Source organism: uncultured Butyricimonas sp., assembly GCF_959596855.1.
Classification (GTDB): Bacteria; Bacteroidota; Bacteroidia; order Bacteroidales; family Marinifilaceae; genus Butyricimonas; species Butyricimonas muris.
Genome location: NZ_CAUFYA010000033.1, coordinates 1 through 14,685 on the forward strand (window position 1 = coordinate 1; position 14,685 = coordinate 14,685).

The 14,685-nt window shown below is 46.8% G+C and carries 9 protein-coding genes; 5 read left to right on the forward strand and 4 right to left on the reverse strand.

Annotation, left to right across the window (positions count from 1 at the left end):
- Both Q5866_RS13915 and Q5866_RS13920 read right to left on the reverse strand, forming a co-directional pair.
- Nucleotides 1-2,606: histidine kinase dimerization/phospho-acceptor domain-containing protein (locus tag Q5866_RS13915; protein WP_303180851.1), on the reverse strand; the 2,606-nt coding region annotated here is incomplete at its 3' end.
- 93 nt (nucleotides 2,607-2,699) lie between these two features.
- The gene (locus tag Q5866_RS13920; protein WP_303180853.1) at nucleotides 2,700-3,209 is read right to left on the reverse strand and encodes an RNA polymerase sigma factor; all 510 of its coding nucleotides are present in this window, start codon (nucleotides 3,207-3,209) and stop codon (nucleotides 2,700-2,702) included.
- A gap of 242 nt (nucleotides 3,210-3,451) precedes the next feature.
- Between Q5866_RS13920 and Q5866_RS13925 the strand changes: the two genes are divergently transcribed.
- The 5 genes from Q5866_RS13925 (at nucleotide 3,452) to Q5866_RS13945 (ending at nucleotide 10,684) form a co-directional block, all read left to right on the forward strand.
- Nucleotides 3,452-5,308 (forward strand): hypothetical protein, encoded by a 1,857-nt coding sequence (locus Q5866_RS13925; protein ID WP_303180854.1) that lies wholly within the window; start codon nucleotides 3,452-3,454, stop codon nucleotides 5,306-5,308.
- A gap of 91 nt (nucleotides 5,309-5,399) precedes the next feature.
- Nucleotides 5,400-6,731 (forward strand): tRNA lysidine(34) synthetase TilS, encoded by a 1,332-nt coding sequence (gene tilS / locus Q5866_RS13930; protein ID WP_303180856.1) that lies wholly within the window; start codon nucleotides 5,400-5,402, stop codon nucleotides 6,729-6,731.
- 402 nt (nucleotides 6,732-7,133) lie between these two features.
- Nucleotides 7,134-8,138 (forward strand): type I glyceraldehyde-3-phosphate dehydrogenase, encoded by a 1,005-nt coding sequence (gene gap, locus Q5866_RS13935; protein ID WP_118715487.1) that lies wholly within the window; start codon nucleotides 7,134-7,136, stop codon nucleotides 8,136-8,138.
- 204 nt (nucleotides 8,139-8,342) lie between these two features.
- Nucleotides 8,343-9,137: a patatin-like phospholipase family protein gene (locus Q5866_RS13940; protein ID WP_303180857.1), complete on the forward strand. Its 795-nt coding sequence runs from the start codon at nucleotides 8,343-8,345 to the stop codon at nucleotides 9,135-9,137.
- A 242-nt stretch (nucleotides 9,138-9,379) separates the two neighbouring features.
- A complete protein-coding gene (locus tag Q5866_RS13945) occupies nucleotides 9,380-10,684 on the forward strand; it encodes a DEAD/DEAH box helicase (protein ID WP_303180859.1) in 1,305 nt (434 codons plus the stop codon).
- A 347-nt stretch (nucleotides 10,685-11,031) separates the two neighbouring features.
- Here the strand turns inward: Q5866_RS13945 and Q5866_RS13950 are convergent, their stop codons facing one another.
- Together Q5866_RS13950 and Q5866_RS13955 are read right to left on the reverse strand one after the other, a co-directional pair.
- Nucleotides 11,032-12,321: a redoxin family protein gene (locus Q5866_RS13950; protein ID WP_303180860.1), complete on the reverse strand. Its 1,290-nt coding sequence runs from the start codon at nucleotides 12,319-12,321 to the stop codon at nucleotides 11,032-11,034.
- 33 nt (nucleotides 12,322-12,354) lie between these two features.
- Nucleotides 12,355-14,679 (reverse strand): DPP IV N-terminal domain-containing protein, encoded by a 2,325-nt coding sequence (locus tag Q5866_RS13955; protein WP_303180862.1) that lies wholly within the window; start codon nucleotides 14,677-14,679, stop codon nucleotides 12,355-12,357.
- Nucleotides 14,680-14,685 lie beyond the last annotated feature (6 nt).

Sequence of the window (14,685 nt, forward strand, 5' to 3'; positions counted from 1 at the left end):
TCAATACCAATTCCCGTATCCCGAACGGCAAACTCTATCTCTTTGCCTATTCTCCGGCAACTGACCACGATCTCGCCCGAAGAGGTGAACTTAAAAGCATTATTCACGAAATTGGATATAATCTGGTGAATACGATTCTTATCACTATATATATGACAATTCTCCGGACAAGGCTCAAAACGGAGTACGACACCCGCCGGAACCTTGACTTGCAGGGAAGCCACCACGTCCTCGCACAAGGGATTTATCTCGATATCACCGCACACCATCTCGAAAGTACCCGCTTCTATCTTGGACAAATCCAATATATCGGAAATCAATTGCAGGAGCAGTTCATTGTTCTCCTCCACGATACTGATATACTGTTGCTTTTCCGACTCATCCTGCGCGTAAGCCAGCAAATTGGAGAACCCGACGATAGCATTCAACGGGGTACGAATCTCGTGACTCATGTTCGCGAGGAAAGCAGATTTCAACCGATCGGACTCTTCCGCCCGATCCCTTGCCTTAATCAATTTCATCTCGGTTTCCTTCAAATCCGTGATATCGTAATTGATGCATATCATCTCGATCATACCGTTTTGTGGACGATAATCCCGCACAAGCACGTTCACGCAAGTCCACGTGTAACTGCCGTCTTCCCTTAATACCCTGACATCTTTACGGATGTATGACATTTCGCCCCGTATCACTTTATCCCAGAAATCAAGTACCACAGCACGATCTTCCGGGTGGAAATGATCGTGTACCCGAATAATCTGCTGTAACGGGGTTCCTCGTTCCTCTCCCACGTTCCGGTACCAGCTATCCAAGGCATACCCCTCTCTTGTCAACACGTTGAAATGGGCGTATCCTACCTTGGCATAATCACCGACCAACGTGAAAAAATCTTTAAATTCTTTAATCTGGTTATACGCTTTTGTCGCTTCCGTCCGATCCACGCTAATCAAAAGATAATTTGTCAAGTTACCCGCGGCATCGTAAAGCGTAGTTATCCGTGTCAATAAATTGAGGATACCTGTCTTGGAAGTTTGATACATTTCACCAATTTTGGAAAAGTCGTAATCTATCGAAAAATCGGCACTTTCCCTTCTCCTCAATTTATCTTTTACCTCCTCGGGAATCATCGGATTTTTAAACAGGTTAATGCCTAGAACAGCTTCTTTCGAGTCCAAACCGAATATTTCCAAGTCTTTGTCATTCACGTCCTCGAGAATCCCGTTTCTATTGTACAATTCGATAGCCACGGGAATATTCTTGTATATGTTCCGTAATAACCGTTCACTCCGGTCCAACGCCTCGTGAGCCTTGAAAGTATCTGTCATGTCGGAGAACATCAGCACCACTTCATCCTTGCAAGGAGAATACATCACGGAATGGAAATATTTATCGACTCCCGACCGGTAGTAATTTATCTCTCTCGGACCTTCTCCTTTCACCACGCTTTCCAAGTCAGCTATATGCTCTTGTATATCTTCTTCGTCCACTTCACTTGCCAGTCTGCCGATCCATCGCTCGTCTTTGAGATTGTACAAGTAACGGGCCATATTATTAGAGTCTATAAAGCGATAATCTTTCACCCGCCCTTGTTCATCGTACACCATTCGCATCCGCACGTATCCCACCGGCATATGGCGATATAGATTATCCAAGTATTCTTTCTCCACCTGAGCTTTAATCTCGGACTTCCGGAACTCCATGCAAATACCCACGATATTTACCAAAGAGGCAAACCACTGGTAATCCTCGTTTCTCCACACGTGGGGTTTATCCAATATATCCACACCCGCGTACCCGGACACCCCGTTTCTGGATATCATCGGGACAACCATGCAAGATTTTACCCCTTGTTCCATAAGACGCGTTTTCTCGGCTGTAGCTTCTTCCGGCAATTCGTCCAAGTTTGCCAAAATAATAGGGGATGCTTTTTGTGCCAGTTGCTCCGTCCACCAAGGTATTTCACACATGGGGAAATCCTCCATGTAATCTTTTTTCTTGAAAGACTTGTAACTTCCCGCCTCGTAACTGCAAGTCTGTGTTTTCTTCTCCCAATCGTACTCTATGATATAGGTACATCCCTCCGGGTAATATTGCATGATATCTCCCAGAATCTTGTTCACGACACCGCTCAAATCGTCCGAACGCAACAAGGATAATAAAGAACGGGATATGCTGTTTTGCTGCACAAACAGGTTATTCACCCGTTGCAAGGCAGTGGTACTCGTGTCCATACTTTCCGGTACATCCAGACATTCCATGAAGCCAAAAGTTCTCATGCCCCCCTCTTCATCCACCTCCTTGGTACACAGTTTAACCCGAAGCCAGATAATTTCACCGTGAATTTCCACCGGGTACACTTGATCATACACGTTCTGAGTTTTACCGAAAACAAATTCATTTACCGTGCGCAAACGATAATCTTCCCGAATGAAACCCCGAAAATCCTCGAAACTGATAACGCCGTCTTCTCCCAAGCCAAACAAATCACGAATGAACTCGGAACACACGTAGCACTGTCTTTTAAAATCCGCCTCCCACCAACCCATCCGGGCTTTCTTCATCAACTCGGGGACACGAGCATCACTAAACCGATCCTTGCTATCCACTTTATATCATTTTTAATTCTTAGTAAACAAACACCTAACGTCACAAAAATAACAAAATATCAAGCAGCAATCTCTTTTCGGACAAAAATAAAATCAAATTTCATTTTTCAATGCCTGACGAATTTTAGCGTAGGCTTCCTTTTTATAATGCCGTACCGTGTTGTACTCCATATCAATCTGTTCTGCAATCTCTTTCGTGGAATATCCCTGTAAGGCCAATTCAAGAATCCGCCGTTCTTTCTTGGGTAAACGGGCAATCAACTCGTACATATAGTCATGCGTATCGATAACCGCGAACTCGGTCATCAACTCCGGCGGTGTTTCCGTGTAAACGGGACGAACGTTACGCAGGAAATTAAGGCACAGGTTCTTCACCGTGGAATAAAGATACGAACGCTGTTCCGCCTCATTCCGTTCGGCCACAATACGGGCATACCCGTTCACGAATGCCTGATGAACGATATCCTCCGCCTCTTCCGGACAATATCGGGCAGCGTAGACACGCAATTCAGGTTTCAATTTGCAATATAACCGTGCAATTATCTTATCTCTATCCTCTGTCATATGTACCAATCCCACGTGAACACTCAAGCATTCCGCCATCCAATAGCGGAATGGAAATAAACCTTCGTTTAATGACGTCCAAAAATAGTAATAATCATAGACAAATACTCCAATTAATATCTTTTTTATTTCATTCTTATTATCACGGGAATACGTGGATAATTACATCGCCACGACTATTCTTGGATACTCTCGAAATAGACTATTATTAAACGAACCTTTAATGATATTCCTCAAATTATACCTACTTTTGCCTCATAATTAAGAAAACCGTTTTGATAATGAAATATATCTGCCTGATTACAACTCTTTCTTGTATCATATTTTGTTCTTGCCGGGATACATCCCCGCACTTGGAGTATGCATTGCAAGCCAGCGAAGCCAACCGGGCGGAACTGGAAAAAGTACTGAAACACTATTCCCAAAATCCCGAAGACAGTCTAAAACTGCGAGCAGCCCTATTTCTTATAGAAAATATGCCGGAACATTTCTCTTATAGCGGGCAATTTCTTCAGGATTTCAAGCAAACAGTCGACACGACGATACAAGATTACCTGTTAAAAAAAGTGATTCTCATGCAACCCGCCCGTTACTCACGTTCACGCCAGCAACTACAAATAGAAGCGGACATCAAGCACGTGCAAGCGGATTACCTTATATATAATATAGACAAAGCATTCGAACAATGGACTACCCGCCCGTGGCTGGAAGGAATATCTTTCGAGGACTTTCTGGAATACCTTCTTCCCTATCGTATCGGCAACGAAACATTGGATTACTGGCGGGATTCACTTGCCCCGGAACAGGAAAAATACATACGGGAAGCTATACAATACTTCGACGACCGCAAATTCTCCGTCTACAACATCAGCAAACAAGTCAGCGACCATACCTTGTCCTACAAAACCAACACGGGTTCCGTGGCAAACATTCCATTCACCATCTCGGAATGTGTATTTACCAGCCGACTGGAATTACTGGCATTCCGCATGGCGGGTATTCCCGCAGCCATTGACCACGTGCCTTGCTGGGCGGACATGAATGGTTTTCACGAGTGGACGGTAGTCATCGATCCCAAGAAACTGGATATATTGCACGGGCAACTGGAAACCAAAAACGCCCCGAAAGTATTCCGTCGCACTTACGCCGTGAATGAAATTCCGGAACCCGAAGGGGATGAATACATTCCACCTTTTTTCCGCAACCCGTTTAACCGGGATGTTACCCGTAAATATCAAGCGACATCCGACGTGACCGTGAAAGCGGATATTCCCGGTCGCCGCCATTCGATACACCACGCCTATCTCGCCATTTTCAACAATCGCCAACTGCGCATCGTTGATTGGGGTAAAGTAAAACGAAACAAGGCGGTCTTCCGTGACCTCGGGCGAAACATCATTTATTTCCCCGTCTATTTCGAAAACGAGCGCCAGAAGAACTTTTCTTACCCTTTCATTCTCCGCGCAAATGGCACAACCACCTCTTTACAACCGGACAAAGCACACTTGCAGACCGTAAAACTCACCCGAAAATACCCGTTACACAGTAATAAGGTATATCATGGGAACGCGCTCGTCGGGGCTAATTTCAGATGTTCCAACGATGCCTCGTTCAAAACTTCCCGACTCGTGTATCGCGTAGACCGGAACCCTAACATGTACCCGGTAATCGTTCCCGTGGACACGACACAAAAATACCGTTACTGGCTGTTCGACCACACGAAAATGGCAGAACTCTCCGAGTGGACCTTCAAGGATAACAAGGGGAATGTCATCCGGGGAAAAGGCATCGATCCGATCGGCGAAAGTTCAAGGACAGACAACATCTTTGACGGTAACGCCCTCAGCTACGGGCGTCTTTCCCGACAGTTCATGATTGATTTCGGCGAACCCGTCAGTATCTCGGAAATGCATTACTTGCCCCGGAACGACGCGAACGGCATCTATCCCGGCAACGAGTACGAACTTTTTTACTTTGACCGTGACGGTTGGCAATCGCTTGGCAGCAAAATAGCCGAGGGATATGAAATCGAGTTTGACGCGGTTCCTTCCAACGCGGTCTATTGGCTTCAAAACCACACAACTGGCAAAGAAGAACGCGTTTTCACCATACAGGACGGCAAACAACGTTTCTGGTAAAAAACTTGCCATGCAAGAAAAAAATCCTCTCTCGTTATTTGAATGTCGGGAAAAATGGCTAATTTTAGGGGAATCATTAAATGGAAAGGTTATGTTGGACACGATAAAAAAATTCCTGAAGGAACATGATATTGATGAAAAAGCGGGATTCATCATCACCGTCAGCGGTGGTGCTGATTCCATCACACTGCTTCACGCGTTCAAGTACTTGAATTTAAGAATACACGCCTTGCACTGCAATTTCAATCTCCGGGGCAAGGAATCCAATATGGACGAGCAATTCGTGAAACGCTTTTGTGAAACTTACGGGATTCCCATGAGCGTGAAACGTTTTGAAACGCGGGAATACGCCCAGAAAAAAGGCATCAGCATAGAAATGGCGGCACGGGAATTACGCTACGCGTGGTTCGAGGAAATGCGGCTGAAGAAAAAAATGGATTACATCGTCGTGGGACACCATGCCGACGATTTGGCAGAAACACTCTTCATTAATATATGCCGCGGAACCGGAATAAAAGGATTAACGGGTATTCGTCCCGTCAAGGATAAAATACTGCGTCCTCTCCTGTCCCGCTCGCGGGAAGAGATTATCGCGTACATAGAGCAAAACCAGCTCGGTTACCGTACCGACTCGACGAACAATTCCCTCGATTACGTGCGGAATAAAATCCGCCACCTGATTATTCCCGTCTGCAAGGAAATCAATCCTTCCTTCCTCAACACCGTGCAGGAAAATTGCAACACGCTGAAAGAGGTGGAACAAATCTACAAGTACGGCATCGACTGCCTGAAAGCAAACATCGTCAGTGAAGAAAACGGCGAAATACTTATTGACATCCAAAAGACAATGGCATCGCCCGCCCCCTACACGTTCCTGTTCGAATTTCTAAGACCTTACGGGTTCAACGCCACCCAAATAGAAGATATACTCCATAGCAACGAAGCCATCCCCGGCAAGCAATTCGAGGCGGGAGAATACCTGCTCACGAAAGGCAGAGTGTACTGGCGGCTTTTCAACATTCTGGAAAAAGAAGAAGAACGCACGCTTCTGGCAGACAGCGGGGAATATCACCTCGACGATTACACTTTCACACTCGGGGAACAAGAGATTGACGATTCATTCCAAGTCCCGCAAGATTCCGAAATCGGATGCTTCGACCTCGACAAAATCACGTATCCCCTAGTCTTACGCCACTGGTCGACAGGCGATTGGTTCTGTCCTCTCGGCATGAAACGCAGCAAGAAAAAACTGAGTGACTTCTTCACTGACCTGAAATTCAGTGCCAAACAGAAAAAAGAATGCCTCATCCTCCAATCCGGCAAAGACATTATCTGGGTAGTAGGCCACCGCATCGACGACCGGTACAAAGTCTCTCCCGCAACGAAAAGGGTATTGACTGTAAAAAGGTCCATAAAGTCGTAAGGTCTATAAGGTCCATAAGGTCAAAAGTCCATGGACCCCTGCGGGCCGCTTTGTCTACGGCAGTCTTAGCTGCCGTAAAACTCTGTCCGAAGGACGCCCGTGACCTTATGGACCTTTGACCTTATGGACCTTATAAACTAAAAAAAGAGGCATAAGCCTCTTTTTTTTAACACACTAACAATAAATTTACTACACTTATAAAAGCAAAAAACATTTCCTTTCATTGCAGGTGCAAAGATACAAATCTAAAACGTTTGCGCAAACTTTTTTCACAAAAAAAACGTTCGCGTATAACTAATCTAAAAGATTTTTGTTTTTCATTTTTTTATCCATACTTTTGTGTGAGTTTACGACATTAAACGAGAGAGTTAACATCATTATTAATCAAATAATAAAAGAAAAATGTCAAAGATTAAAGTTGGTATCAACGGATTCGGACGCATCGGTCGTCTGGTTTTCCGTGCTGCAATGACGAGAAACGATATTGAAATCGTGGGTATTAATGACCTAATCGACGTTGATTACATGGTTTATATGTTGAAATATGACACCATGCACGGTCGTTTCAACGGAACCGTTGAAGCTAAAGACGGCAAACTCGTGGTGAACGGACACGCTATCCGCGTTACGGCTGAAAGAAACCCGGAAGATTTGAAATGGAATGAAGTAGGCGCGGAATACGTGGTAGAGTCTACCGGACTTTTCTTAACGAAAGAAAAAGCGGAAGCTCACTTGAAAGCAGGTGCTAAACGCGTGGTTATGTCCGCCCCGTCAAAAGACGACACCCCGATGTTCGTCATGGGAGTAAACAACAAGTCATACGCGGGACAAGCTATCGTTTCCAACGCTTCTTGTACCACGAACTGCTTGGCTCCGTTGGCTAAAGTACTTCATGACAAATTCGGCATCGTTGAAGGTTTGATGACTACCGTACACGCCACGACCGCTACCCAAAAAACAGTTGACGGTCCTTCCATGAAAGACTGGAGAGGCGGACGCGCGGCAGCAGGAAACATCATCCCGTCTTCTACCGGGGCAGCGAAAGCCGTGGGAAAAGTAATCCCGGAATTGAACGGCAAATTAACCGGTATGTCATTCCGTGTTCCGACGTTGGACGTATCCGTGGTTGACCTGACCTGCCGTCTGGAAAAAGCAGCTACCTACGACGAAATCAAAGCAGCGATGAAAGAGGCTTCTGAAAACGAATTGAAAGGAATCCTCGGTTACACCGAAGAAGAAGTAGTATCATCAGATTTCTTGGGAGATGCCCGCACTTCTATTTTCGACGCGAAAGCAGGTATCGCATTGAACTCCAATTTCGTGAAACTCGTATCTTGGTATGATAACGAATGGGGTTACTCGAACAAAGTACTCGAGTTAATCGCTCACATGGCTACTGTAAAATAATAAAAAGGGGCTATCGCCCCTTTTTTTAGTCCATAAAGTCCGTAAGGTCAAAAGTCCATAAGGTCACGGGTGTCCTTCGGACTGAGTTTAACGGCAGCCACTGTTGCCGTAAACAAAGCGCCCCGCAGGGGTCCATGGACTTTTGACCTTATGGACTTTATAGACCTTACGGACTTTATAAACCTTATAAACTTTACAAACTCAATGAATCAAGAAAAACGTCCATTCCATATCGGTTTGGCATTAAGCGGAGGAGGAGCCCGAGGATTCGCCCATCTGGGAGTGTTCAAGGCAATGCAGGAGTTAGGGATCAAACCGGACATCATATCCGGAACCAGCGCGGGAGCAATAGCGGGCGTCATGTTCGCTTCCGGGCACACGGCAGAGGAAGGCGTGGATTTTTTCAAGGGGAAAAAACTTCTCGACTTTGCCCGTCCTCTCGTGTCTAAAACCGGGATAATGAACATGAACGGGATGGGAAAACGATTATCCGAATTTATTCAAGCAAAAACATTTGAAGACCTGCAAATACCGCTGGTCGTCACTGCCACGAACATGAACTTGGGAATACCCACGCACTTCAACAGCGGCGAGCTTGTACCCCGTGTATTGGCATCCTGTTCCATACCTATCGTGTTCGTACCCGTCAATATTGACAACCACCTGTATTCCGACGGGGGTGTTTTTATGAATTTTCCCGTACGCCCTATTCGTGACCTTTGCGACATCGTCATCGGGGTGCATATCGACCCGTTGGAACCCAGCAACCACATCAAAAGCATCGTGCATCTTGCCGAACGTTCGTTTCACATGGGTATCCTGTCTAACATGAGTATCGACACCCAACTCTGTGATATCGTCATCGTTCCCCGGCATATCAGCCGTTTCAGCATGTTCGACCTCAACAACGTCGAGGACATCATGGAAGAAGGCTACAAACAAGCCAAAATAGTCTTCGACCGTCCAAGAGTCAAGAAGAAATTGAAAATGGAGAATTGAAAATTGAAAATGCAAACTCCTCCGTCGGCTTCGCCGCCACCTCCTCTATAAACAGAGGAAGAGCTGGTAATTTTAGCCAAAGATGGTGAGTAACTAAGCTCTCCCTCTGTTTATAGAGGGAAACTGGCGAGTAAGCGAGAGTAGTGGGGAAACTTGTTTCCCCGTTACCGAGCGAAAGCCAGTTCGAGCGATAACTCAATACGGCGAAGCCGGGAGGGAGTTTTTTTATTGAACTTTTAATCATGAATACTCAAGAATTACTCGAAAATATCGGAATCACCTCTTTGAACGAGATGCAGGAAGCATCCTTGAGAGCCTACAAGAAATCAGATAATATCATCCTGCTCTCTCCTACCGGCTCGGGTAAAACGCTCGCGTTTCTACTTCCCTTGATAGAGTCATTAGACACTGAAAAAAACGATATACAAGCCTTGATTCTCACCCCGGCACGGGAACTCGCCATGCAGATAGAAAACGTTTTCCGCTCCTTGAAAAGCGGTTTAAGAGTGGTTTGTTGCTATGGCGGTCATGACATCAACGTGGAAACCAGAAGTCTTGCCCACGCTCCCGCTTTACTTATCGGAACCCCGGGGCGTATTTTCGACCACATCGAACACGGAACAATAAATATCAGCACCGTTTCCACCATCATACTGGATGAATTTGACAAATCGTTGGAATTTGGTTTCCTCGGTGAAATGGAACGTATATTTTCATACCTCCCGAATCTTCATAAACGGGTTCTCACTTCCGCCACAAACGTGGTCGACATTCCGGCTTTCACGGGAGTCGTTTCTCCTTGCACGTTGGATTTCCAACATAATGCGGCTCCCGATTTGACTGTCAAATCAGTCTATTCGCGAGGAGAGAGCAAACTCGATACGCTATACAAATTACTCTGCGAACTGGACGAAGCACCCGTTCTTATATTTTGTAACTTCCGGGAACGGGCAGAGGAAGTCAGCGATTACTTGTGGGAGCGGGAAGTGGACAATCAATTCTTTCACGGGGGAATGGAACAGGACGAACGGGAACGGGCTCTATGCAAATTCCGCAACGGAAGCACGAACATATTCATATCCACCGATTTGGCATCCCGCGGCTTGGATATCCCGGAAATAAAATACATTATCCACTACCACCTGCCCAAAAAAGAGGACGCTTTCATACATCGCAACGGCAGAACGGCACGCATGAACGCCTCCGGTACCGCCTTCCTCCTGTTTGACGACGAAGACGAACTACCGGAATACCTGACGGAAGCACCGGAAACATTCTCCCTGACAAGGAAAAACTCTTCCCCCGCGACTCCCCGCTGGACAACCCTGTACATCGGGAAAGGCAAAAAAGACAAAGTGAACAAAATGGATATCGTGGGTTTCCTCTGCCAGAAAGGACAACTTAAAAAAGAGGACATCGGTAAAATCGAAGTCAAAGATTATCACGCCTTTGTCGCCGTACGGCGAGGCAATATCCGTCAACTACTCTCCCGCGTCCGAAACGAAAAAATCAAAAACATGAAGACCAAAATCGACATCGCGAGATAAAGAAGACGCCATCGGGCTACTCCCGCGCACCCTTTACAGGGAACCTTCTCCCACGCTTCCCTAGACCATGAACGTATCATCTTCGAAGCATGAACGTATCATGGACGACGACGTGCGTTTATGATACGTTCGTGAGGCGAAAGTGTTGTACTTTTAAGGTTAAGCAAGAGTAACTCTAGAATAGCGTAACCATTTAGGTTTGATACCTCCCCGTGTAATGTCCTACAATTCTCACACTACCGTTGTTCACTCTATCGGCAGTATCTCAACAGCGTCTGAACAACGAGAGAAAAACGAGTGAAGGAGCCTATTTCAGCAGAAATGCTCCTTCCATATAACCGTTATTCTTACAACAACAAGCCGTCCAACAATTCCACCGTGGCGGGGTCGGAAGGTCGGGTAACGTTCGCGTCAAACACTTTACCCTCTTTATCAAGGATAATAAAGCGAGGAATGGCGTTTATCATGAAAAGGTCGGAAAACTCGGAATACGTGGGAAGAGTCTTGATGAGCTGTACACCACCGAGCTTTTGTTCTTTCACCATGTTTTTCCATTTATTCCTATCGCTATCGCTGGATATGCTGACAAAAACGATGTCTTTTCCTTTATACTTGTGTTCCAACTGTTTCAATGCCGGCAATTGTTGCTTGCAAGGACCGCACCACGTTGCCCAACAATCGATATACACGTACTTGCCCTTGAATTCTGATAGCGCAACTTCCTTATCATCAATATCCAGAAAAGTAAACTCGGGTATGGATTGTCCTTTCGCCACCCGATTCCATTTCACGTATAACTCCTCGACGGCTTGCCTTACCCGGGGAGAATGTACCTTCTGTCGAAACATGTCCATTAACCCGTCTATCGATTCCACCCCTCTTCTTTCCATGTATCTCGATAAAACGGAATTTAACGCGAAATCGGCTACCGCCGTATCTTGAATATTTTGCACGATATATTCCAACTGTCCTTTAGCGTAGCCATAGGGGGTAGTTTGTCCTTCACCACCGATAGCATACAAACCATCCAATAAAAAGGCTTGATAATCCTCGGTCACGAGAAGTTCCGGGTTTTCCTTCAATTGCTCTTTCAAATAAGGATAAAGAGCATTCCCCCATTTCTTGTAAACAGAAAAGGAACGCAGGACATTATAACGCTGGCGCTCGCTCTCCAACCGGGTAAAATCGGGAGAAAGGGCAAGAGCCCGTAAAGCCTCCACCCGCTGACGTACCGTGTCGTCCAACAAGCGAATAACCTCGTCATCCTCAGACAAGTCATTCATAACACGCATATTAGGTCTTGTCTGTTCTTCCATATATTGATTTTCCCGTGCACCCCCGCCCTCGAATGAATAACGGGAAACCCCGGGTTGCACATGACGGGTAAAACGGACGGTCAAATCTTGCCCCCGTTCCACGAATATCATTTTACCGGTGCGCCCGAATCGCAGGAGCGCATAACCCGAGGGCACATCTTCCAACTCGAACCGAATGGTATTCGCGGTATCACGCACCGCCTTCCATTCGTGATTTCCAATACTTAATGATGCTTCCGGCAATTCCACGTCCGGAGAAGTGAAGGATACGACGGTCCGGCGGGATTGACATCCCACCAGAAGCATCGTAAACACAAACATAAAAACAGTTTTATTAATCATCTCGTTGCTATTTTACTGGTTATACTCGTCCATCTCTGTAAAATTCTCGGAAGAGTAATCCCCCAAAAGGTGTTTCGCGAAATGGAACCATATTTTACGGCGCCAGAAGAGGTCCGCCGCTCCCCGGTACAAGTGTTTCTGCCCGGGTAAGACGTACATATCGAAATTCTTTCCGGCTTTCAACAAAGCATCTACCAGACGCAAGGTATGACCGGGATGCACGTTGTCGTCCTCGTCCCCTGTTACCACCAAAAGATGCCCTTTCAGATTTTTGACCAATTCCATGTTGGTCGGTATTTTACAAGTAAACACGGTATCTTTCCCTTTCACGGTCTGGGTTACCCCGTGGAAAGTTTCTCCCCACGCCTGATTGTACATGTTGTTGTCGTGATTACCGGAAGAGGCTACCGCCGCCTTGTAAAACTCGGGATAAGTGCAAATCGCCGCGGCGGACATAAAGCCACCGCCGGAATGACCGAATATGCCCACCCGATTGATATCTATAAACGAGTGGCGGGCAGCCAGTTGCTCCAACCCGTGCTTGTCGTCTGCCAACGCGTAATCCCGAAGATTCCCGTACCCGTAAGTACGGTAATACTTGTCCCGCAGGGGACTGCCACCCCGGTGTCCCATGTTCACGACGATGAAACCGACTTGCGCCAATGCCGCGTTGTGATTACCCGTTGCCGTGAAATTCAAATCCATTGCCTCCTGCTGGGGACCGGGATAAACGTACGAGATAATCGGGTAGTGACGGGTGGAATCAAAATCGAAAGGCTTCCACATCACCCCGTAAAGGTCCGTCACGCCATCGGCGGCTTTCACCGTGAATCGCTCCGGCATTTTCCATCCCATGGCATAGAGCGCGCTCAAATCCGCTTCCGCCAAATCGCAAATCAATTTACCGTTTTTATCCCGCAACACGGAACGAGGTGCCAAATCCACCCTTGAATAATTGTCCACGAAGTAATTCCCGGACGGACTCATGACCACGTTATGGTTAGCATCCTCCGGTGTCAACAGTTCCACCCGACCGTTTCCGTCTAAAACGGCTTTATAAAGACAAGCGTAATAAGGATTCATGCCTTTCTCCCGCCCGTGTCCCGTGACATAAAGCTCCCGGCGATTCGTGTCGAGGCGGACGATTTTCTCCGCCATCCAGTTGCCGGAAGTGATTGCCCCGCGGTACTGTCCGTCAGCAGAGTACAGGTAATAGTGCCCCCACCCGGTACGCTCCGACCACCAGATAAATTCCCGGTCACCGTTCAGGAAGGTAATCGATTGACAGCGGTCGCTGAAATAAGGTTTGCACACCTCGTTCAGCACCACGGTTACCTCTCCCGTTTCCGTGTTCACCTTGCAAATATCCAACTCGTCACACGTCCGGCGCGTGCGCTGCACGTACAGGTAGCGGCTATCTTTGGAAACGTATAATAATTTCACTTTCTGGTCTTTCCACTTCTCTAGGGCTACTTTCGTGACCTTTCCCGTTTCCGCATCTATCAAGGAAAGCTCGTATTGTGTCACCTTTTTGTCACCCGGCATCGTGTATTTTCCGCTGCCGCTGACAGGTGTCACAAGGCGAGGACGTCCTCCCCCCGCGGAAGAAACCACAAGCAAAGTGCCAATGCCCCGGTTGTCTTCCCGTATCACGAACAAACGGCGAGTACCTTTCAGCCAACGGGCTTTCGTGGTGAAAATATCCACGCCCTCCCCCACTTCATTGTCCGAGTAAGAGAAATTCTCCATCCCGTCATCCGTGATACGCCGAGCCAAGGAATCCGGTTCATCGCCTTTCCGCAGCCAGATGTTATGCCCCCGGGAAAACACCGCGTACGAGCTGTCCGGGGCGTATGAATACATCAATGCCAAGCGGTTGTACACCTTTCTATCAGTCGCTTTCACCTCGGGACGAGGAAGCTCGGAACATTGTCCCGTTGCCCGGTCATACTTGATAGTGACGCCTTGAACCATGAAAGAAAAACTCTTACTATCCTCGGCAAAGTTCGGCGTGATATTCAAATCTCTCGTGTTAAATGTCTTGTTCGTGATTTCACTGACCCGGGCTGCCATATCCTCGCTGTCGAACAACAATTGTTGTTTCTTGCTTTTCGGGTTCACGATGTAATAATTATTTCCCCGACTCGTTTTGTACGAGTACCAGAATTGCTCGCTATCCGGCAGGTAATTCGGTTTCACCTCCCGGGAGAAAACGACGCCTCCCATATTGGAAACCAAGTACTTGTCCGCCAGTTTATAATTTGCTTTCTGCTGCCCGAACACCGTGCCGGACAACAGAAAGCAAAACGAGCATACCAATAGATTGTATAACCTCATTTTCAA